Below are 23,612 nucleotides of genomic sequence, written 5' to 3' on the forward strand. Positions count from 1 at the left end.
GTGCGGACTGCGTTCGACTGGAAATCAGCGATGAACCAGTTTGCTATCCTGTTCGGAGAGCGATTTATGAAGGCGCGCGGATAACGCGTTGTTCAACCGCCTCACCCACAAAAATGCGGACAGGTTCGTTTCATCCGTTTCGCGATAGAACACAACGTGAGAACCAGCGGGGTAGCGAAAATATCCGTCGCGAACAACGCAAATCCGCCCCGCTTTTTTGCCGCGCGCCAGCGCTTCCATGGTGCCAATCAGATCGCGGTAATAGTGCTCTGCCTGCTCAGGCGACCAATGCTCGGCGGTATAGCGCCAAATGTCTTCAAGATCGCATTCAGCCAACGGGGTCAGCCGAAGTTGTCTGCCTTTAACCGCCATGCGTGGCCCGCATGCGGGCCAGGAAGGCCTCGCTGTCGAAGGGCTTGGGCGTCCCCGACCCTTCACCCGCCTTCAATGCTTCCTGCAATGCACGCATTTGCGTTTCGTGTGATTCGAGGAGCCGCAACCCGGCTCGCACGACGTCACTTGCGGAACCATATCGTCCCGATCGCACCTGCGCATCGACAAATTCTGCAAAGTGATCGCCAAGGGAAACGGATGTGTTTCGCGACATGAGTCACCTCCTTTAGATGCGGCCATCATATACCAATTTTTGGTACATTTCTCGTTCCGCTCCTCCAAAGCGGGGCCGATAGTCGGCCCGGTGCCGCATGTCTCGCATCCTCAGTCACACCAGAAACGCCTCGGCCAGCTTCACCCAGTACGACGCACCGGTCGGCAACGCCGCGTCGTTGAAGTCATAGCCGGGGTTGTGCACCATGCAGCCGCCCTCCCCGTCGCCGTTGCCGATGATCAAGTAGCACCCCGGCCGCTTCTCGAGCAGAAACGCGAAATCCTCGCTGCCGGTGAGCGGCACCATGCCGTCGATCAGGTTGGCTTCGCCGACCCATTCGCGGGCAACGCCGCGCGCGAACGCCGTCATCTCCGCATCGTTCACGAGCACCGGGTAGCGGCGCTGGTAGTCGATCGTCGCGCTCGCGCCGAACACGGCCGCCTGCGCATGCACGACCTCCTTGATGCGCGTTTCGAGCAGGTCGCGCACGTCGGGCTTCAGCGCGCGCACCGACAGGCGCATCTGCGCGCGATCGGGGATCACGTTCGGCGCTTCGCCCGCGTGGATCGCGCCGACCGTGATGATCGCCATGTCGAGCGGCGACACGTTGCGCGACACGATCGTCTGCAGCGCCAGCACGATCTGCGCGCACACGACGACCGGATCGATCGCCCGATGCGGCACCGCGCCGTGACCGCCGCGGCCCTGCACGTCGATGACGACGGTATCCGACGACGCCATGAACGAGCCCGGCAGGAAGCCGAATTTGCCGGTCGGGAAGCCCGGCATGTTGTGCATCGCGAAGATCGCGTCACACGGAAATTGCTCGAACAGCCCTTCGTCGAGCATCTTCTTGGCGCCGCCGAGCCCTTCCTCGGCCGGCTGGAAAATCAGGTTCAGCGTGCCCGAGAAGCGGCGTTCGCGCGCGAGGTGCTTCGCGGCCGCGAGCAGCATCGCCGTATGGCCGTCGTGGCCGCATGCGTGCATCTTGCCCGCGATCGTGCTCTGGTACGGCAGGCCCGTCGTCTCGTGGATCGGCAGCGCGTCCATGTCGGCGCGCAGGCCGAGGCGCCGCTTGCCGTCACCGACTTTCAACTGGGCGACGACGCCGGTGCCGCCGAGCCCGCGATGCACGGTGTAGCCCCACGACTGCAACTGCCCCGCGACGAGATCGCTCGTCGCGAATTCCTCGAAACCCAGCTCGGGATGGGCGTGGATGCGATGCCGGATCTCGATCATTTCGTCGGCGAGGCCTGCGGGGATCACGCTGTGCGTCACGGTGTCGTCTCCTGATGTGCGATGGGGAACATGCAGGCAACGATAGTCGATTCGACGGCAACCGGGCAGATGGAAAGTCGTCGTGGTGGCAACTTATGGTTGCTACCTGTTGCAAGGCCGCGCACGCCGTCACATCGACGCCGCGCGCCCCGCCCCGTCACGGCAACCGGAAGGTGTCGAAGAACGTATCGCGCTCGATCACCGTGAGCGCCGCGCGCTTGTGCGGGAAATCGAATTCCTTCAGCGTGTAGAACCCGAGCCGGTGCATGTACGCGATATGCCGCACGTGATCGACGCGCGGCTCGCCGACGAGCCGCTGCGTACGCGGTTCGTCGACGAACATGTAGTGCAACACCCCGCTCCACCATGCGTGCAGCTTGCCGGCGCTCTGGAAACGCGAATCGCCGATCAGCAGGTGCAGCCCGCGATCGTAGTCGTGCGCGTCGTAGAACGGCGCGAGGCGGTCCTCCTTCGCCCAGTAGAACTCGAAATAGCCGAACGGCGTGTCGTCGAAATAGCCGATCATCGGGTGCATGTGCGGATCGGCCAGCCGTTCGGCCAGATACGCCGCGTGCTCGTCGCGCGTGCCGCGCTGGTCCCAGAAATGCGCGACGCGGTCGAGGTTCATCCAGCCGCTGAACAGGTCCGCGTGGGCGTCGATGTCGACGGTGCGCAGACTGAACGTCATCCCGACCTGCGGCATGCTGCGCGCATAGATCTCGCCGGCCGGCGACGGCGGCCGCACCGGATGCCGATGGCCGTTCGTGATCGCGTAGCGCAGCGGCATTCCGCCCGACGCGGGCGCCTTCAGCCACGGCCGCGGGTTCTGCCAGAACGTCGTGCGCGACACGGTGAGCCGCAGCGTGTCGCCCGCGACCTGCGCGCCGTCGATCACGCCTTCGCGCACCGCCCGCGCGACGTACGATGCGACGGCCGTCGCATCGGCGCCGCCGAGCGGCACCGAGATCGTCGCCGCGTCGTGCCGCGTGTCGGTGTTGAACAGCGCGACGAACGTCGCGAGCAGCGCGTCCGGCGCGTCGTCGGGCCGCCACGCGTCGAGCGCATGCTCGACGACGACCGCCGCCTGCCCGCGCGCGGCGCTGTCGAGCGCCGCGGCCACTTCACCTTCGACGGCGTCGGCTGCGCCGGCCGGTTTCGTCAGCGTGTCTTGCATCAGCATGCTCCCGCGTCATGGCGATCGGCGAGGACGTGCAGCCCGCGCTCGAGCGCCGGAAACAGGCTGCGCTGGAAGTTGTTCCAGCGCAGTTCGAGAATCGTGTCGTCCGGCGCGATCGGCGTGTCGAGCACGTCGCAGATCACCTCGCCGGAATCGATACCGTTGTCGACGTAGTGGAACGACGCACCCGTCATCGTCACGGGTTCGATCGACGACGTCGCGCCGGTGGCCCAGTCGACCCGTTCGCCGCGCGCACCGTGCAGCGCGTCGAGCGTCGCCCATGCGCCGCGCCGCTGGTACGGCGAACCGTCGGCCGTGATGCCCGGGTGGATGTTCGCGATGCGCCGGTGAAAACGCGCGCCCGGCCGCACGAGTTCGTCGAGGATCACGAGCAGCCCGTCGAGCACGACGATGTCGGCGTCGAGTTCGAGCAGGCGCTCGAGCAGGCGGCGCTCGAACGCCTGTTTGCCGGCCACGCGCTCACGTGCGTCGCGCGGCAGCCGCCGGTACGTCGACGGGATCGAACAGAACAGCGCGTCGACCGGCCGGCCCTGCACCGTCAGGCCTTCCGGCAGGATCCACGGGCGGCCCGGCGTGCGTGCGAACCCGTAGTCGGCCACTTTCGCGCGGTCGGCGGGCGAACCTTCGTCGTCGTCGACGATCACGCCCTGGAGCGTGTAGCGTTCGCCGAGCGGCGAATCGTTCAGGCGCTCGACGAGGAATTCGAGCGGCGCCTTCATGTAGCGCGTGCCGCCGCGATAAGCGACCGGCTGGCCGGCGCGATCGGCCGCGCCGTTGCGCAGCGACTGGATGTAGACGAGATTTTTCTTCGGCATGGATGCGTCGTGGAAAAAGCGGACGACGGCGCCGCGGCCCACCTGCACCGGCCGCGAGGCCGGCCGGCGCGCCGCGGCGCGCGACGTCACCAGTTGTATTTCGCGGTCGCGATCACGGTGCGGTCGGTCCCGAAAATGCAGACGTTCATCGACTGGCAACCGCTGATGTAGTGGCGATTGAACAGGTTCGTCCCGTTCACCGCGAAGCGCCAGTTACGCGTGTCGTAATGCACGCCCGCGTCGAACAGCGTGACGCTCGATACCGTCAGCGAGTTGTCGGCCGCACCGGCCGACGCGCTCTGGTAGCGAATGCCGCCGCCGAGGCCGAAGCCGGCGAGCGGCCCCGTGTGCCAGGTCCAGTCGGTCCACAGCGACGCCATCTGGCGCGGCCGCGGAATGTCGACCGGCCAGTTGTTCAGCGAGACGTCGTTGGCCTGGATGACCTTCACGTCCTGGTAGACATAGGACGCGACCACCGACAGGTTCGGCGTGACCTTGCCGGTCGCGCTCAGCTCGATCCCGCGCGAGCGCACCTCGCCCGACTGCACCGACTTCGTGCCGCCCGGATCCTGGCTCGGCAGCGCCGGCGTGATCCCGTTGGTCTGGTTGATCTGGTAGATCGCCGCGTTCAGCATCAGGTTCTTGCCGGGCGGCTGCCAGCGCAGGCCGGCTTCGATCTGCTTGCCGCGCGTCGGTTGCGGCAGCCCGCCGCCGAGCAGGTTCACGCCGATCAGCGGATTGAACGACGTCGCGTAGCTGATGTACGGCGACAGCCCGTAATCGCCCTGGTACGTGAGGCCGACGCGGCCGGTGAACGCCGTGACGTCCGCCTTCGTCGACGTACCCGCCGCGCGGTCGTCCTGCCGCATGTTGACCCAGTCCTCGCGGCCGCCGAGCGTCAGCGTCCAGCGGTTCCACTTGATCTGGTCCTGCGCGTACAGCCCGAACGTGTTCATCGTCGTGTACGTGTTGGTGCGGCTCGTGGCGTCCGGATCCGAGAACACGCCCATCGTGACGGGCGTATACACCGGGTTGTAAAGATTCAGCGTCGGCGCGGCGGCGAGCCATTCGCTGTCGGTCGCGGTTTGGCGGTTGTACTGGAAGCCGAGCAGCAGCGTATGTTGCAGCGGGCCCGTCGCGAAGCGGCCCTCGAGGTTGTTGTCGATGTCGAAGCGGCTGTAGTTCATCTGGAACAGGCCGGCCCAGCGCGATACGTCGGTCAGGCTGTCGCCGGCGAAGCCGTTGGCGAACACCGACGCATTGTCGAGCGACAGGTGCATCAGGCGCGTGTTCTGACGGAACGTCCAGGCCGGCGTCAGGTTGCGCTCGAACTGGTAACCGATCGACCACTGCTTCTTGCGGTAGTAGTTGAAGTTGCCGTCGCCTTCGTAGATATCCTTGTTGATCTGGCCGTTCGGGTTCGGCAGCACCGTGCCCTGCGCGGGCAGGAAGTTCGACGAGATGTCGCCCCAGTCCTGCAGGTAGGTCGCGGACAGCGTCAGCGACGTATCGGCGTCCGGGCGCCAGCGGAACGACGGCGCGAGCGCGACGCGCTGGTCGTTGTTCGGGCCGGTCAGCGCGTTGCCGTCGCGTGCGACGCCGACGAACCGGTACGCATACTTGCCGTCCGGGTCGAGCTTGTCGCCGACGTCGATCATGAACTGCTTGCGCGCGTAGTTGCCGATCTGCACACCCGCTTCGCGCACGCGCTCGCCGTCGGCGAGCTTGGTGTGCACGTCGATGATCGCGCCCGGATCGCCCGCGCCGTACAGCACCGAGGTCGGCCCGCGCAGCACGCTGATGCTGTCGATCATGTACGGATCGACGCGCCAGCTCGCGAGGTTGATCGTGTTCGGCACCTGCAGCCCGTTCACGTAGGCGGTCGGCGTGAAGCCGCGCAGCGCCGCGTACCAGTCGGAGCGGTTGTCCGAACCGTACGACGAGAAGCCCGGCACGTAGCGCAGCGCCGCGTTCACGTCGGTGGCGCCGGTCATCTCGATCTGCTGCGCGGTGACGACGTTGATCGTCTGCGGGATCTCGTTGAGCGGCGTGTCGGTCTTGGTGCCGGTCGTGCTGCGCTTCGCGACGAGCCCGACCGTGCCGTCTCCTGCCGAGGCCGCGTTGACGGTGATCGCCGGCAGCGTGCCGTTTTGCGCGCCGGTCGACGGATTCGTCGTCGCGCCGTTTTGCGCACTGCTGGCCGACGCCGCGGCGCCCGCGTTCACGGCCGGCGCCGTCTGGGCGTATGCGTGCCCTGCCGCCGCCGTACCGAACGCCACGCTTGCCGCGGCTGCGATCGCACGCAAACGCGTGCCTGTTGCCCACTCCATCTTCTTCTGCTCCAGTTTTTTCATGCGGTCTCCGACCGCGCCTTTGTCAAAGAGCGAAAGCCATCCGGCCTGCGCTCACCCCGTTATTCAGTCGTTTTTCGTGCGTGGCCCGGGCCGCGCCTTCATCGTGCGCGGGCGCGATCCCGTTTTCGAGCGACGCGCAGATTTCGTCCGCACGGCGCGCCAGGACCGACAGCAGCGTGTCGGACAGGCCGTGGCTGTCTTCGCAGCAGCCTTGCAGGTAGATGCGCGGCGCGAAGTGCTCGGGCGTCGCGAGCAGGTAGTCGCGCGTCACGTCGCCGCGCGTGAGCGCATCGCCCAGGTGCGGCGCGAGCCCTTCGAGCAGCGCCGAATGCGTGTCGCGGCGGTAGCCGGTCGCGAGCACGAGCGCATCGAAGCGCTCGATGCGCGTGGCGCCGCTCATCCGGTCGCGCAGCGTCAGCTCGATGCGGCCGTCGGCGGTGCGCACCGCGGCCTCGATCGCGCTGTTCGCGAGCAGCGCGTGACGCGGCGTGCCGTCGATGCGCTGCAGGTACAGCATTTCGTAGATCTGTTCGATCAGCGGCCGGTCGACCACCGCGTAGTTCGTGTCGCGATAGCGCTCGAGCAGCGCGCGACGCGCGTCCTGCGGCTGCGCGTAGACGACGTCGGTGAATTCGGGGCTGAAGATTTCGTTGACGAACGGGCTGTCGTCGGCCGGTTTCAGGGCGCCGGCGCGCATCACGAGGTTCGCGTCGACGTGCGGGAAACGGCGCGCGAGGTCGATGAACACCTCGGCCGCGCTCTGCCCCGCGCCGATCACCGCGACGCGGCGGCGCTCGCCGTCGGGCGACGCGACGAGCCGGTCGATGTCGGTCAGGTACGACGACGAATGGATCACGCGGTCGCGGCCGAGCGCGGCGAACGCATCGGGAATCGCCGGCGTGCCGCCGACGCCGACCGACAGCGCGCGCGTGACGCGCTGGCGCTCGTGGCCGGCCGCGTCGCGCGACAGCACGCGCAGCGCGTCGATCCTCGCGCCGTCGCCGCGCACCGGCTCGATTCCCAGCACCGTTTCGCTGTAGTGGACGCGATCGTCGAACGCGTCGGCTACCCAGCTCAGGTAGTCGTGGAATTCGACGCGGGTCGGATAGAAGTTCTTCAGGTTGACGAATTCGTTCAGCCGGCCGCGTTCGAACAGGTAGTTGATGAACGTGTAGCGGCTTTTCGGATCGCGCATCGTGACGAGATCCTTCAGAAACGAGATCTGCATCCGGCAGTCGTCGAGCAGCATCCCGCGATGCCAGCCGAATGCCGGCTGACGCTCGACGAAGCAATGGGCGAGCGTGTGCGCGCCGCCGCGCTCCGCGAGGCGCACGGCCAGCGCCAGATTCGACGGCCCGAAGCCGACGCCGATCAGGTCGAATACGGTTTCTCTCTGCATGTCTCAGCTCCCTTGTCGGTGAATCCGGCCCGTCAGACGTGACGGCCGGAGAAGAACGTCTCGCGCAGCGTGCGCATCCACAGCGGCTGCGCGTCGGCCAGCGCGAGACGGCGCTGCCGCGCGAAGCCATGCCGCGCGAGATGGTCGGCAACCCGCGTGTGGCCGGCCGGCACGGCACAGCCGACCGCTTCGGTACGCAGGTCGTCGAGAAACAGGTAATGCACGACGCACGGCAGCCAGCCGGCCACGCGGTGCGGGCCGCGCCAGCGCGACTCGCCGACCAGCATCCGCAGCCCGCGGTCGTAGTCGCGCGCCGCGACGTGCGGCCCGAGCGCGTCCTCCTTCAGCCAGAACGCCTCGAAATACGCGAACGGCTCGCCGTCGAAACAGCCGATCAGCGGCGTCACATGCGGATCGGCTTCCTGCGGCTGCCGGTCTTCCGCGCCGCGTTGCGCGGGCGGTGCGCCCGGCCAGCCGTCGCGCACGCGCGGCTCGTCGAACCAGCGGGCGAGCCGCTCGGCGTCCTCCGCCGGCTGCCAGCCGCGCAGCGTGAAGCGCACGCCGAGCGCCGGCAGGTCGCGCGCGTAGACCTCGCCGCGCGGCGCGGGCGGCCGGCGCGGATGACGCCGGCCGTCGGTGATCGTCGGCAGCGTCGCGCACGGCAAATGCAGACCGACGCGCCACAGGTCGGCCTGCTGCGCCCAGCCATCGCGCAGGCAGCGGCCGCCGTCGGCGAGCACGCCGCTCGCACGCAGCGCGTCGAGCGCGACCGCCGGCCAGGCGGCCGGGTCGAGCCGGATCGCCGCGTGGCACGCGCTGTCCGAAAACGCCGCGGCCAGTGCGGCCAGCAGCGCCCGCCGCTGGTCGGCCGGCGCCGCGCGATGGTTGTAGGCGACGAGGCGCAGCGCGCCGTCGTCGCCGAGCTGCGCGCGCAGCAACTGCGCGCCGATGCCGTCGCCGTGCGCGACGCGGATTTCCGCGCCGTCGCGCACGGCGAACAGGCCGTCCGCGAACGCGAGGCGGTAGGTATCGAGCATCGTGAATCCGTCCGGACGGACTTCAGCCAGCATGGCGCGCCTCCTGTCCCGTTTCCGCCTGGGCGTCGAGCCGCGCGCCGAGTGCCGCGAGCGTCGGCGCCGCGAACACGTCGGCGACCGCCAGCGCATGACCGGCGCGGCCGGCCGCGTCGACGAAGCGCACGACGTCGAACGACGTCGCGCCGGCTTCGAACAGATCCGCATCGGGCTCGGGAGCGGCCGTCGCGAACGTGTCCGACCACAGCGCGGCGAGCACGGCGGCTGCATGCGACGGCATGGCGTCGGGCCGCGTTACCGCGTTGACGTGGGCGCCGAACGCAGCCTGCTCGGCTGCACGGGCATCAGGCGCGCCGAGCGCCGCTTCCGACGCGCCGGCGAAACGCGCGACTTCGTCGTGGTACAGCTCGACGAGCGCCTCGACGAAGTCGCGCGCGAGCAGTTCGTCCGCATACGAGAACGCGGCGCTCACGCGGCCGTCCGGATGCTCGACGACGTCCAGCTCCAGCGTGAACACGACGCGATGGCGCACGTCGTCGAATTCGGCCAACGACAGGCCGGCCCAGTCGCGTGCGGCGGCACCGGTCGGGCGCAGGTAGTTGAACATCACCTGGAACAGCGGATTGGCCTGCGCGGCGCGCGGCGCACGCAGCGCGGCCACGACGTCGGCGAACGGCACGTCGGCATGCGCATACGCGGCGAGCGCCGTGTCGCGCACCTGCGCGAGCACGTCCGCGCGGCGCGCGGCCGGGTCGATCCGCGTGCGCACGACGACCGAGTTGATGAACAGGCCGAGCGCCGCGCGGGCCGCGTCGCCGGTGAGCTCGCGCGTCGACGCGAGCACGCCGACCGGCTGGTCGGCCACGCCCGTCGCGCGGAACAGCGCGGTGTTGAGCGCCGCGTGCAGCAGCATCGGCAGCGTCGCGTGCGAGGCCGACGCGGCGTCGCGTGCCGCGCGAATCAGCTGCGCATCGAATTCGAACGCGATGCGGGCCGCGCGCCATTGCGGCACCGCCGGCGCGTCGGCGCGCTGTGGCAGCACGCGCGACGGCAGATCGGCGAGCGCATCGCGCCAGTACGCGACACGCGCCGGATGGCACGGCGCGGGGAGCACGAGCGGGACGGCCAGTTGGACGGCCGGTCGGACGGCCGGCTGATCGGCTTCGTCGGCCGGCACGGCGCTGCCTTGCACGCGGGCGACATAGCGGGCGCGCACCGCGTCGAGCCACAGCTCGATCGATTCGCCATCCGACACGATGTGGTGGATCGTCACCGACAGCACGTGATCGTCCGCCGCGAGCCGCAGCACGCGGGCGCGCCACAGCGGTGCGTCGGTCGCGAGGTCGAACGGCGCGAGCGCATCCTCATCGGTCAGCGCGGCCGCGCGGGCCAGTGCATCGGCTTGCGTCGACAGGTCGATCACCGGCAGCGCGACGGCAACGTCTGCGTCGATCCGTTGGCCCGGCAGCGCGCCGTCGCGGACGACGAGCCGTGCCCGCAGCGCCGGATGCCCGGCTGCCACCTCCGCGAACGCGGCGCGCAGCGCATCGACATCGAGCGGCCCGCGCACGCGCAACGCAACCGGAATGTTGTACGCGGCGCTGTCCGGCTGCGCGCGCCACAGGAACCACAGGCCGAGCTGCGCGGGCGACAGCGGCCACACGCCGTGGGCGTCCGGTTTGACCACGGCGACGCCTGGCGCCGTGGCGCCGGTATGCGCGGCGCGCGGCGCATCGGCCACCTGCCGCGCGTATTGCGCGAGCACGGGCGCCTCGAACAGCGCACGCACCGGCACGTCGCGGCCGAGCCGTTCGGCCACGCGCGTCGCGACACGCACGGCCGCGAGCGAATGGCCGCCGAGATCGAAGAAGTGATCGCCGCGGCCGACGCGTTCCAGGTTCAGCACGTCGCACCAGATCGCCGCGAGCGCGGCTTCGTCGCCGTCGTGCGGCGCCTCGTACGCGCGTTCGACACGCACCGGCGCCGGCAGCCGCGCACGGTCGACCTTGCTGTTCGCGTTGCGCGGCAGCGCATCGAGCACGATCAGTTGCGCGGGCACCATGTAATCGGGCAGCGTGCGGCGCAGGTGCGCGTCGAGCGTCGCGGCTTCGACCGGCTGCGCGGCCGCCTGCGCCTCCGCGGTCAATTCGACATACGCGACGAGCTGCGCGAGCGCGCCCTGTCCGTGCACGACCGCGCAGGCTTCGCGCACCGCGTCGTGCGCGGCGAGCTGCGCTTCGATTTCGCCGAGTTCGATGCGCAGGCCGCGCAGCTTCACCTGGTGATCGACGCGGCCGATGAAATCGAACACGCCGTCCGCGCGGCGCCGCACGAGGTCGCCGGTACGGTACAGCCGCGCGCCCGGCGCGCCGTATGGATCGGGCACGAAACGCTCGGCCGTCAGCGCCGGGCGATCGAGATAGCCGCGCGCGACGCCGATGCCCTCGCCGCCCAGGTACAGTTCGCCGATCACGCCGACCGGCAGCGGATGCAGCCGCGCGTCGAGCACGTGCGCGGTGCGCGCGCCGACCAGCGTGCCGATCGGCAGATACGCGGCATCGCCGAGTTTCGCGAGATCGTCGCCGGGCCGGAACATCCACAGCGTCGGCGTGATGACCGTTTCGGTCGGGCCGTAACCGTTGACCACGCGCACATTCGGCAGCGCGCGGCGCAGCATCGCGAACGCCTCGCGCGACGTCGCCTCGCCGCCGACGGTCAGCGAACGCAGCGTCGGCGGTGCGCCGTGCGCGAGCGCCCATTCGGCGAGCTGTGCCGCGCAGCCGGGCGGCACGTAGGTTATCGTCACGCCGTCGCGCATCATCATCGCGCAGGTCTGCGCGGGCGGCCACAGCACGTCGGCCGTCACCGACACCGCGGCGCCCGACATGTATTGCGAAAACCAGCCTTCGTGCGCGCCGTCGAAATTGACCGACTGAAACAGCAGGAACACGTCGTTCTCGCCCGCGCCGTAGCGCTCGGCGATCGCCGCGCAATGCAGGGCGAACGACGCGTGGTCGACGATCACACCCTTCGGCTTGCCGGTCGAACCCGACGTGTAGATCGCATACGCCGCATGGCCGGGCAGCACGTCCGGCAGCGCGACGTGCGCGGCTTCGTCGAGTGTATCGATTGCGTCCGCGCGCCACACGCGCAGTTCCGGCAATTCGGGCAACGATGCGGCGCTCGCGCCGTCGGTCAGCACGTGCGCGATGTTCGCGTCGCCGACGATCTGCGCGAGCCGTTCGCGCGGATGCGCCGGATCGAGCGGCACGAACGCGGCGCCCGACTTCAGCACCGCGATCAGCGCGACGAGCAGGTCGACCGAACGCTGCAGCGCGACGCCGACGCGCATCTCGGGCCGCACGCCGGCCGCCACCAGATGGCGCGCGAGGCGCGCCGCGCGGGCATCGACTTCGCCGCGCGTCAACGCGCGATCGACGTCGGCGACGCCGCGTGCGTCGGGCCGTGCGTGCGCATGCGCGGCGATGCGTGCATGCACCGGCACGAACGGCTCGGCATCGGTCGCGCCGGCCGGCGCGTTCCATGCGAACAGCTGCGCACGTTCGTCGGCCGGCAGCCAGTCGAGATCGCCGATCGGCAGGTCGGGACGCGCGAGCGCATCGGTCAGCAGCGTGACGAAGCGCGCGGCCAGCCGTGCGATCGCGTCCGCATCGAACAGGTCGAGCGCGTAGATGAAGGCGGCGTCGAAGGTGCCGTCCGGCGTCGCTTCGACGGACAGCGTCAGGTCGAACTTCGCGGACGGCGTGCCGGACGGCAGCAACGCGGCCGACGCCGCGCCGAGCGCCGGCAGCGCGCGGCGTTCGCCATACGCGGCCATCACCTGGAACAGCGGATGGTGGCTCGCGCTGCGCGGCACGCCGAGCGCGTCGACCACCTGTTCGAACGGCACGTCCTGATGCATCTGCGCGTCGACGAGCGCGCGCTGCGTGCGTTCGACCAGCGACGAGAAATCGCCGTGCGCGGGCACGTCGACGTCGATCGCCAGCGTATTGACGAAGAAGCCGATCAGGCCGGCGACTTCCGCGCGCTCGCGGTTCGCGGCCGGCACGCCGACGCAGATCCGCGCGTCGCCGGTCGCGCGCGCCAGCAGCGCATCGAGCGCGGCGAGCAGCACCGCGAACGACGTCGCGCCGGATGCGGCCGCGAACGCGCGCAGCTGCGCGCCGAGGCGCGCGTCGAGCGAAAACACATGACGCGCGCCGCGCGCACTGCGCCGGGCCGGCCGGGCGCTCGCGCCGGGCAGCGTCAGCACACCGCGCTGCGGATTGAGCCGTTCGCGCCAGAACGCGAGCTGACGGTCGCGCTCGCCGGCATCGAGCCAGCGGCGCTGCCACAGCGCGTAGTCGGCATACTGGATCGGCAACGGCGCGAGCGGCACCGGTTCGCCCGACGCATACGCACGATAGAACGCGGCGAGTTCGGACAGCATCACGCCCGACGACCAGCCGTCCGACACGATGTGATGGACGGTCAGCGCGAGCCAGTGATGCGTCGCGTCGAAGCGCACCAGATGCGCGCGCACGAGCGGCGCCGTGCAGAGATCGAACGGTTCGGCCTCGTCGGCCGTCGCGACGGCTTCCGCGCGCGCTACGCGTTGCGCGTCCGGCAACGCTTCGAGATCGGTTTCGCGCCACGGGCAGCGCAGCGGTGCGTGGATCGTCTGCGCGACGCCGTCCTGCGCTTCGTCGAAAGTCGTACGCAGCGCTTCATGGCGCGCGATCAGTGCGTCGCACGCGAGGCGCAGCGCATGTACGTCGAGCGGGCCCGTCAGCGCCAGGCGCTCGGTGATGTGATACGCGTCCGGCGCATCGATCAGCCGCGCGTGCAGCCACAGCCGCGTCTGCGCGAACGACGCCGGCACGCGGTCGGTACGCGGCGTGCGCGGCGGGATCGGCAGCACGCGAAAGTCGATGCCGGCCGCGCCGAGTTTGTCGATGAAGACCGCGCGCTGCGCGTCGGGCAGTTGCGCGAAACGCGTCGCGAGCGCGAGCCAGTCGGGTTGCACCTTCGTCATCCGTCGTCCTTATTGGGTTTCCAGTTCGCCGAGCAGCGCGTCGATCGCGCTCGCCGCATCGGTCGCGCCGCGTGCCGCGCAGGCCGCGTCGATCGCTTCCGCGCAGCGCGCCAGCGTGCGCGTGTCGAACAGCGTGCGCAGCGGCAGCGCCAGGCCCCAGTGCAGGTTGGCCTGCGCGTGGGCCTGCGTCGCGAGCAGCGAATGGCCGCCGAGCAGGAAGAAATCGCCGTCGCGGCCGATCGCGTCCACGTGCAGCACGCGTTGCCAGATGTCGGCGAGCGCGCGCTCGGTGTCGGTCGCGAGTTCGACGGCGTCGGCCGCTTCACGCACCGGCGCGGGTAGCGCATGGCGATCGCACTTGCCGTTCGGCGTGACCGGCAATGCGTCGAGCTCGATCAGCTGCGACGGCACCATGTACGCCGGCAGTTGCGCGCGCAGCGCGTCGAGCAGCGCCGCACGGTCGAGCGGGCCGGCCTCGCCGCGGGCGACATAGCCGATCAGTTGCTCGTCGCGCACGATCACGACCGCATCGTTGACGCCCGGCGCCGCGCGCAGCAGCGCCTCGATCTCGCCCGGCTCGATCCGCTGGCCGCGCAGCTTCACCTGCGTGTCGACCCGGCCGAGGTAGTCGAGCGCGCCGTCCGCGCGCTGGCGCGCGAGGTCGCCGGTGCGGTACATGCGGGCGCCCGGCACGAACGGATCGGGTACGAACCGCTCGGCGGTCAGCGCGGGACGGCCGAGATAGCCGCGCGCGAGGCCCGCGCCCGCGAGATACAGTTCGCCGGTCGCGCCGGCCGGCACCGGCTGCCACGCGGCATCCAGCACGTGCAGTTGCAGGTTCGCGATCGGATGGCCGATCGGCACCGCGACCGCTTGCGCGTCGTCGGGCCCGCAGGTCCAGTGCGACACGTCGATCGCGGCCTCGGTCGGCCCGTACAGGTTCACGAGCGTCGCGTTCGGCAACAGGCGCGCCATCTTCGCGACGAGCTCGGGCGCCAGCGCCTCCCCGCTCGCGACGATCAGGCGCACGCTGTCGCATTGCGCGGCGGCCGAGAAATCGTCGAGATGCGCGGCGAACGCGGCGAGCATCGACGGCACGAAATGCAGCACCGTCACGCCGTGCGCGTGGATCGCGGCGGCCAGACGCGCCGGATCGCGGTGGTCGCCGGGCGCGGCGATCGCGAGCTTCGCGCCGATCGCGAGCGGCCACACGAATTCCCACACCGACACGTCGAAGCCGAACGGCGTCTTGTGCAGCACGACGTCGTCGCGCGTCAGCCGGTACGCATGCTGCATCCACGCGATCCGGTTCGCGAGCGCGCCGTGCGTGTTGCCTGCGCCCTTCGGCTTGCCGGTCGAGCCGGACGTGTAGATCAGGTACGCGAGCTGCGCGTCGTCGATCGCCGCGGTTTCATCGGCGACATCGTCCGCTTCGTCGGCCAGCAGATCCGCGACCGTCAGCAACTGCGTGTCGGCGCCCTCGCCCAGCGCGGCCTCGACCTGCTCGCGCAGATGCGCCTGCGTGATCGCGACGGCCGGCCGCGCGTCGCGCAGCAGGTATGCGATGCGCTCGGCCGGATAGTCGGGATCGACCGGCAGGTACGCGGCGCCGGCCTTCAGCACGCCGACGAGCGCCATCACCATGTCGAACGAGCGCTCGACGCACAGCGCGACCGGTGTGTCGGGCCGCACGCCGCGCCGGCGCAGCGCGGCCGCGATGCGCGACGTGGCGGCGTCGAGTTCGCGATAGGTCGCGCGCTGCACGCGGCCGTGAGTGTCCGCGTACTCGAGTGCGATCGCGTCGGGCGTCGCGCGTGCCGCATCGACGAATTGCAGGTGCAGCGGCTGCCGTTGCCCGGGCGGCCAGGTCCGCGCGGTGTCCTGCGCACGTACCAGCGCGTCGCGGGTCGCCTCATCGGCGATCGACAGCGTGCCGAGCCGCGCGTCCGGCGTACGGGCCAGCGCATCGAGCGCGCAGGCAAACGCGCGATGCCAGGTCTCGACTTGACGCGCATCGACACGTGCGGTGTCGTACCCGTAGTCGATCGTCAGTTCGGCGCCGCTCTCGATTACGAGCGTCAGCGCGAAATCGGTCGCTTCGATGCTGCGCACGCCGCTCAACGCCAGCGCGCGCGGATCGGCGTCGCGCACCGACTCGTCGACCGGATAGTTCTCGAACACGACCAGCGTGTCGAACAGTGCGCCGCCCGACCCGCGCGCCCAGCGCTGGATGTCGGCGAGCGGCGTGTGCGCGTGTTCGGCGGCGGCCGCGTTCTCGCGCTGCAGCGTGTGCAGCCAGTCGGCCGCACGTTGCTGCGGCGCCGGCGCGGTGATGACCGGCAGCGTGTTGATGAAAAGACCGAGCACCGAATCGACGTCCGCGAGCGCATCGGGACGGCCCGCGACGGTCGCGCCGAACGCGACGGCCGGCTGGTGCGTCATCCGTTGCAGCGCGAGCGCCCACGCGCCCTGCACCAGCGTGTTGACGGTCAGCTTCAGCGCGCGGGCGGTCTGCGCGACGCGCGTCATCGTGTCGGCATCGAGCGTCGCGCGCCACGTGACCATCTCGGCTTCCGCGCGGTCGGCCGTGCGTTCCGCGATCAGCGTCGGTGCGTCGAGCCGTGCCAGGCGCCCGGTCCAGAAGCGCTCGTCGGCATCGCGGTCACGCGTGCCGAGCCATGCGATGAAATCGCGATAGCGCAATGCCGGACGGCTCGCGAACGGCGACACGGCGTCCGGGTCGCGATAGTCGCGCAGCACGTCGGCGAGCAGGCGCGCGGTGCTCCAGCCGTCGAGCAATACGTGGTGACGCGTCCAGACGACCCGCCACGCGTCGTCCGTCACGCGGATCAGCGTGAGCCGCATCAGCGGCGGCTCGCGCCAGTCGAAGCCGCGCGTGCGGTCGGCCGCGAGCCAGGCGTCGAAATCGGCGTCGAGCGTGTCGCCGCGCGTGCGCCAGTCGAGCTGTTCGACCGGCATGCGCGCGTGACGATGCACGCACTGCAGCGGCGCGGCTTCGTCCGGCATCACGCTCGTGCGCAGGATGTCGTGACGCGCGATGGACGCGTCGAACGCGGCCGCGAGCCGATCGGCGTCGAGCGCCGTCGCGGTCGCGACGAGCTGGTTCACGTAGCTCGCGTGGCCGGGCGCGAACAGCGCATGGAACAGGATGCCCTGCTGCATCGGCGACAGCGGATACACGTCGTCGATCGTGCGCCAGTCGAGCGGCGCGCGTTCGATCGCGCCCTGCGTGAGGCCGGCGGCCTGCGCGAGCGGGAAATCGCCCGGCGTCGCGCCGGCGCCGCGATGCGCGACGCGTGACGCGCAGGCGTCGACGAGTTCGCGCAGCGCGGCCGCGAAGCGTTCGGCGAATGCGTCGATCGTCGCGCGTTCGAATTGCGGCGCACCGTAGACCCAATGGACCTTCAGCGTGCGCGCGCCGTCGCCGTCCGTGTCGAGGTACGCATGGATCGCGAGCGTGTTGCCGAGCGGCCCTCGGGGATCGCGCTCGATGCCCGTGCCGCCGAAGCGCGGCACGAGCGTCGCATCGCGCGGCGCGTCGAACTGGCCGAGATAGTTGAACGTGACGCGCGGGCGCGGCACGGCGGCCAGCGCCGCGCGCGTGGCTGCATCGCCATAGTGTGCGAGCACGCCGAAGCCGAGCCCCTTGTGCGGCACCGCGCGCAGCGTGTCCTTGACCGCGCACAGCGTGTCGCGGGCCGTCGCTGCGACCGGCAGCGTCACCGGGTAATGGCTCGTCAGCCAGCCGATCGTGCGGCTGGCGTCCGCATCGTCGAACAGCGCTTCGCGGCCGTGTCCTTCCAGTTCGACCCGGCACGATGCGGCGCCGCGTGCACCGGCCAGCGCCAGCGCGAGCGCCGCGCCGAGCAGCTCGATCGCCTGCGTGCGATAGGCCGCGTGCGCGTCGGTCAGCGCGGCGCGCGTCAATGCCGCGTCGATCGTCTGCACGACGACGGCCGCATCGGCGTTCGTCGCCACCGCGTCGGGGTGATCGGCCACGATGTCGTCGCCCTGAGCCATGCCGGCCCAGTAGGCGGCTTCGGCCGCGAACGGCGACGCCGGTTCCGTCGCCGCGCGGGCGAGCCGTGCGGCCCAGGCGTCCGCGCGCAGGCCCGGCTGCGACAGGCGAACCGGCGTGCGCTCGCATGCGGCGCGATAGGCGCTGTCCAGGTCGTCGAGCAGGATGCGCCACGACACGCCATCGACGATCGCGTGGTGAATCGCGAGATAAAGCCGGGTCGAACCGTCCGGCAGCCGTGCCGCGCACGCGCACGCGAGCGGCCCGTTGCCGAGGTCGAGACGGCGCTGCAGCGCGTCGAAGCGTGCCAGCGCGTCGGCTTCGTCGCGTGCGGCGACTTCCATGAACGGCAGCGCATCGTACGGTTTCGCCGCATCGCTCGCGTGCCACGTGCCGTCGGCGCCGCGTGCGAAGCGCTGGCGGAATGCATCGTGATGCGTGAGCACCGCGTCGAATGCGCGGGCGAATGCGTCTGCATCGAACGCGCCCCGCACATCGAACGACACCGACTGGTTCCAGTGGCCGCGGTGCGGCATATCGAGCGCGAAGAAGCGCTGCTGCGCGGGCGTCAGGATCGCGGCGGCAGCCGGCGAGGCCGTGGCAGCCGCAGTCGCGGTCGGAACCGCGCTCGCCGGCTGCGCGGCAACGGCCGTGTCGTCGGTTTTCGCCACGCGCGCGAGTTCGGCGACGGTCGGCCCGTCGAACAGTTGCTTCGGCGTGAAGCGCACGCCGCGCTTGCGCGCACGGGCGATCACCTGCAGCACGAGGATCGAATCGCCGCCGAGTTCGAAGAAGTTGTCGTCGCGTCCGACCTTCGGCGCCTTCAGCACGGCCTGCCAGACGTCGGCGAGCACCGTTTCGACCGCGCCCTGCGGCGCATCGCTGGATGCGACTACAACCGGCACGGCTGCGAGTTCGCGCAACGCCGCGCGATCGATCTTGCCGTTCGCGGTCACCGGCAGGCGCGCCAGTGCGACGAACTGCGCGGGCACCATGTAGTCGGGCAGCTTCGCGGCGAGCGCGGCGCGCACCGCGGCTTCGTCGAATGCCGCGCCGTCGCGCATCACGACGAAGGTCGCGAGCCGCAGGCGGCCATCGTGCTCGATCGCGAGCGTTTCGGCCTGCGCGATCGGGCCGGCCGCACGCACGGCCGCACTCACCTCGCCCGGCTCGACGCGGTAGCCGCGGATCTTCACCTGATCGTCGATCCGGCCGAGGAACGCGAGGCGTCCGTCCGTACGCAGCCGTACGCGATCGCCCGTGCGATACAGCCGTGCGCCGGGCGTGAACGGATCGGGCACGAAGCGCTCGGCGGTTTGCGCCGGCCGTCCGAGGTAGCCGCGCGCGACGCCCGGCCCGCCCAGATACAGCTCGCCCGTCGCGCCGGCCGGCACGCACGCGCCGAACGCGTCGAGCACCAGCGCGCGCGCATTCGGCAGCGGCAGCCCGAGCGGCACGCCGCTCGCGGGATCGCGCGCGTCGGCGGCAATCGACGCCGTGTCGCACGCGAGCGCGCCGACCGTCGCTTCGGTCGGCCCGTAATGGTTGATCACGCGGCACGCCGGCGCGAGCGCGGCCAGGCGCGCGACGAGCGCCCACGTGAGCGTTTCGCCGCCCGTCACGAGCGCGTGGCGCGGCAGCACGTCGGCCGGCACGCGCGCGTCGAGCAACGCCTGCAGATGGCTCGGCACGATCTTCAGCACGCCGACTTCACGGCGGCGCATTTCGTCGGCGAACAGGTCCGGATCGAATGCGCAAGCGGCCGGCAGCAGATGGAGCGTACGGCCCGCGCACAATGCGCCGAACAGCGTCGTGTGGCCGAGATCGGCCGCGACCGTCGACACCATTGCAAACGACGCATCGGGCGCGAACGCGAGTTCGTCGAGCATCCCCTGCACATAGTCGGCCAGCGCGCCATGCGATACGACGACGCCCTTCGGCGTGCCGGTCGAGCCGGACGTATAGATCAGGTATGCACCCTGCTCCGGGTGCGGCGCAACGCGCACGCCGGCCGCATGAGCGAGCGTCGCGTCCTGCGCGAGCGCGTCGACGTCGAGCGGCTGCGCGTCGATGCCGGCCGGCCACGCGGCCGGTTCCGCGACGAGCGCCCAGCGCGCGCCGCAGTCGGCGGCAGCCGCGGCGAGACGCGCGGCGGGTTGGGCGGGATCGAGCAGCACGGCGAGCGCGCCGGCTTTCAGCGCGCCGAGCAGGCCGACGACGAACCGTGTCGAGCGCTCGATGCAGACCACGACGGCCGCTTCGGCGGCCACGCCGCGTTGCGCCAGTGCCCGCGCGATGCGGTTCGATGCGTCGTCGAGTTCCGCGAACGTCAGCGAAGTCGATGCGTCCGACAGCGCGACGCGATGCGGATAGGCAGCCGCCTGCCGCGCGAATGCGGCGACGATGTCGGCATGCTCGATACGCAGCGCGCGACCGTCGCGCGGCTGGCGCGATGCAGCCGACGCATCGCACGGCAGCGCGGCCGTCGTATGCTGCGGAGCGTGCGCGGCCGCGCCGACGAGCGCCGCATAGCTGTCGAGCCACGCACGCGCGGTATCGGCATCGATGCAGTCGGTCGCATAGGCCGCGACCAGTTCGATCCCGTTCGCATCGTCGGTGAAATCCAGCGCGAAGTCGAAGCGCGCGGCGAGATCGGGCCCCGGCGTCGCGACCGCCGTGGCGCGCGGCAGCACGCTGTCGTGCCGTGCGTCGAACTGCTGCGCGAATTTCACGCGCAACCATTCGTCGCCGCGCTTGACGGGCGGCTTCACCGCATCGACGACGCGCTCGAACGGCACGTCCTGGTGCGCGACCGCATCGAGCGCCGCGGTGCGCGCCGCGTCGACGAGCGCGCGGAACGGCAGCGTCGGCGCCACGCGTACCCGCAGCGCGACCGTATTCAGGAACAGACCCAGCAATGCACGCGTTTCGGGGCGCTGGCGATGCGCGACCGGCACCGCGACGACGACGTCCGTTTCACCGGTCAGGCGCGACAGCCACGCGTCGAGCGCGGCCAGCAGCACCGTGAAGACGGTCGCCTGGGCGTCCCGTGCGAGTTGCCGCACGTCGGCCGCGACCGCATCGGGCAGGCGCACCGACACGCGGGCGCCCTGCAGCGTGCGCGTGGCGCCCGGCTGGCGGTCGACCGGCAACGCGAGGGGGCCCGGCACGTCGCGCAACGCGCCGCGCCAGTAGTCGAGCTGACGCTCGCCCTCGCCGCCGGCCAGCATGTCGCGCTGCCAGTCCGCGTAGTCGGCGTACTGGATCGGCAGATCGGGCAGCGACGGCTCGCGCCCTTCGGCATACGCGCAATACGCGGCCGACAGTTCGTCGAACGCGCAGCGCGAGCTCCAGCCGTCGGTGATCGCGTGATGCGCGGTCAGCAGCAGCCGGTGACGGTCGTCGGCGAGCACGACCAGCGTCGCGCGCAGCAGCGGGCCGCGTGCGAGGTCGAACGGCTCGGCCGCATCGCGCTCGGCCAGACGCGCGGCGTGCGCGTCGCGGGCGGCCGGCGGTTGATCGCGCAGGTCGACCGTGGCGATCGACACCGGCAGATGCGCATGAATCCGCTGCATCACGACGCCGTCGTCGTTGTCGACGAGCGTCGTGCGCCACGCTTCGTGACGGCCGATCACGTGATCGAGCGCGCGCTGCAGCGCGTCGCGGTCGAGCACGCCGTCGATCGTCCAGTGTGCGGCGATGTGATACGCGGCGCTTGCGTCGCGCGTTTGCGCGAGCACCCAGAAACGTTGCTGCGCGAGCGATGCCGCACGATCGACGTACGGCGCGGCCACGGCGGCCGGCGCACGGCGCGCGGTAATCGTGGCGAGCGGTTCGCCGGTCTCGCGTTCCGCACGGTCGACCGTGTCGGCCAGCTCGGCGAGCGCCGGATCGGCGAACAGCGTATCGAGCCGCAGATTCACACGAACGGCCGCACGAATCGCGGCCTGCAACTGCATCGTGGCGAGCGAATCGGCGCCCAGCGCGAAGAAACGATCGTCGCGCGACGGCATGACGTCGAGGCCCAGCAGCGTTTGCCAGAGACCGGCGATCTGCCGTTCGGTCGGCGTGCGCGGCGCATCGCCGGCGGCTTGCGTCGTATCGCGCGCGGCGGCAATCCGCTCGCGCAGCGCGGCACGGTCGAGCTTGCCGTTCAGCGTGTACGGCAGCGCATCGCAACGCACGAACCGGTGCGGCTGCCACGCAGCCGGCAACTGCGCGGCCACGTGCGCCTTCAACGCGGCATCGTCGGCCGCCGCGCGCAGCGCGACGCATGCGATCAGCCGCGTCGGCCCGTTGGCGGTATCGGCGATGACGGCCGCGTCCGCCACGGCCGGGTGCGAGCGCAGGCACGCGGCGATTTCCGCCGGCTCCACGCGTACGCCGCGCACCTGGACCTGATCGTCGAGGCGGCCCAGATAATCGTATGCGCCGTCGTCGCGCAAGCGTGCGAGGTCGCCGGTGCGATAAACGCGCGCGCCGGGCTCACCGTCCGCATCGGGAACGAAACGTTCGGCCGTGAGCGCCGGGCGGCCGTGATAACCGCGGGCGACGCACACACCGCCGAGCAGCAGCTCGCCCACGCCATCGGCTGCCGCGCCATCGATGCGTGCGACCCGCGGGCCGATCACGCTACCGATCGGCAACGACGCATACGCGTCGTCCGCGGCCAGCACCGGCGTCTCGCCCGGCTCGACCGGCCACAGCATCGGCGAGATCACGGCCTCGGTCGGCCCGTAACCGTTGATCAGGCGCACGGCCGGGAACGTGCGGCGCACGAATTCGAATGCCTGCTGCGGCAGCGCCTCGCCGCCGAACGCGAGCACGCGCAATGCCGGCGGCACGCCGTCGCGCGCGGCGACGGCCGCGAATTCACGCAGGTACGCAGGCGGAAACGCGGCGACGTTGACTGCTTCGCGCACCATCAGCGCATGCGCGTCGACCGGCGCGAACGGCTGCGGCGGCGCGACGACGATGCCGGCGCCGACCGCGAGCGGCGCGAGCCAGCATTCGTGCGCGGCGTCGAAGTTGACCGACGCGAAATGCAGCAGACGGTCGCCGGCCTCGATCGGCAGCGCGGCGGCAAGCGCGTCGCAGTGCGCGGCGAGCGGCCCGTGCTCGACGACCACCGCCTTCGGCGTGCCGGTCGAGCCCGACGTGTAGATCATGTAGGCGGCCGAACGCGGGTGCACGGCCACGGTGTCGTCATCGAACGCGTGATCCTGCGCGACGCCCGATGCGTCGGCGGTCGCGTCGAACGCGTGTTCGAACGGCGTGCCGAGCGCCGCGCGGCCGGCGGTGTCGACGATGCCGTGCCGCAGTTGCGCATCCTGCACGATCCAGTCGAGGCGCGCGGCCGGATGGCGCGGATCGAGCGGCACGAATACGCCGCCCGCCTTCAGCACGGCCAGCAGCGCGACGAACAGTTCGCCCGAACGCTCGACGCACACGCCGACCCGCACTTCGGCGCCGACACCGGCCGCGCGCAGTTGCCGCGCGAGCTGCGATGCACGTGCGTCGAGCGCACCGCGCGACAGGCGCAGGTCGTTCTGGAAAGGCACCGCGATGGCGGGTGCGTCGGGCGCGAGGCGCGCCAGTTCGCGGATTCGGTGATGCAGCGCAGTCGGGAAACTCGTCATGTGCGTGAAGTCCTTCGGTCCGGCCGCTTCGGCCAAGTCTCGGGGCCGCTTGGGGCGGCTTCACTGGTGTGACGAACGGCGCGGCCGATTTTTTACCGTTTTGCGTGCAAAGTGCGTGCGGCGGCTTTTTTTGACGATGGGGCTAAATATTTGCGCGGCCCGTTCGTCTATCAGGGAGGAAAGCCGGGAATGGGGCGCGCCCCCCGCCCGCCGC

9 protein-coding genes and 1 pseudogene are annotated in these 23,612 nt (G+C 70.8%); all 10 read right to left on the reverse strand.

Annotated features, from left to right (window positions below; all coding sequences use genetic code 11):
• Window positions 1-183 precede the first annotated feature (183 nt).
• A pseudogene (locus H0X90_RS35850) lies at window positions 184-372 on the reverse strand (type II toxin-antitoxin system RelE/ParE family toxin); the annotation flags it as partial.
• Window positions 362-607, reverse strand: a complete 246-nt coding sequence (locus H0X90_RS29160) for a type II toxin-antitoxin system ParD family antitoxin (RefSeq protein WP_021033199.1) — start codon at window positions 605-607, stop codon at window positions 362-364. The gene H0X90_RS29160 and the pseudogene H0X90_RS35850, both read right to left, overlap by 11 nt.
• A 114-nt stretch (window positions 608-721) precedes the next feature.
• Window positions 722-1,885 (reverse strand): M20 aminoacylase family protein, encoded by a 1,164-nt coding sequence (locus H0X90_RS29165; RefSeq protein ID WP_077190866.1) that lies wholly within the window; start codon window positions 1,883-1,885, stop codon window positions 722-724.
• 157 nt (window positions 1,886-2,042) lie between these two features.
• The gene (locus H0X90_RS29170) at window positions 2,043-3,059 is read right to left on the reverse strand and encodes a GNAT family N-acetyltransferase (RefSeq protein WP_006496452.1); all 1,017 of its coding nucleotides are present in this window, start codon (window positions 3,057-3,059) and stop codon (window positions 2,043-2,045) included.
• A complete protein-coding gene (locus H0X90_RS29175) occupies window positions 3,059-3,898 on the reverse strand; it encodes a N(5)-hydroxyornithine transformylase PvdF (protein ID WP_034201792.1) in 840 nt (279 codons plus the stop codon). Before H0X90_RS29175 ends, H0X90_RS29170 begins: the two co-directional genes overlap by 1 nt.
• Before the next feature lie 86 nt (window positions 3,899-3,984).
• Window positions 3,985-6,252 (reverse strand): TonB-dependent siderophore receptor, encoded by a 2,268-nt coding sequence (locus H0X90_RS29180; protein ID WP_006496454.1) that lies wholly within the window; start codon window positions 6,250-6,252, stop codon window positions 3,985-3,987.
• Window positions 6,253-6,274: 22 nt separating this feature from the next.
• On the reverse strand, window positions 6,275-7,651 hold the full coding sequence (locus H0X90_RS29185; RefSeq protein WP_006496455.1) for a lysine N(6)-hydroxylase/L-ornithine N(5)-oxygenase family protein: 1,377 nt from the start codon (window positions 7,649-7,651) through the stop codon (window positions 6,275-6,277).
• A 32-nt stretch (window positions 7,652-7,683) separates the two neighbouring features.
• Window positions 7,684-8,721 carry a GNAT family N-acetyltransferase gene (locus tag H0X90_RS29190; protein ID WP_060211500.1) on the reverse strand — a complete coding sequence of 346 codons (1,038 nt, stop codon included), beginning with the start codon at window positions 8,719-8,721 and terminating at the stop codon, window positions 7,684-7,686.
• Window positions 8,711-13,720 carry a non-ribosomal peptide synthetase gene (locus H0X90_RS29195; protein WP_077190864.1) on the reverse strand — a complete coding sequence of 1,670 codons (5,010 nt, stop codon included), beginning with the start codon at window positions 13,718-13,720 and terminating at the stop codon, window positions 8,711-8,713. Before H0X90_RS29195 ends, H0X90_RS29190 begins: the two co-directional genes overlap by 11 nt.
• 9 nt (window positions 13,721-13,729) lie before the next feature.
• Window positions 13,730-23,398 (reverse strand): non-ribosomal peptide synthetase, encoded by a 9,669-nt coding sequence (locus H0X90_RS29200; protein WP_077190862.1) that lies wholly within the window; start codon window positions 23,396-23,398, stop codon window positions 13,730-13,732.
• Between the last annotated feature and the right edge of the window lie 214 nt (window positions 23,399-23,612).

It is taken from the genome of Burkholderia sp. 9775_39, assembly GCF_015712225.1.
Classification (GTDB): domain Bacteria; phylum Pseudomonadota; class Gammaproteobacteria; order Burkholderiales; family Burkholderiaceae; genus Burkholderia; species Burkholderia cenocepacia.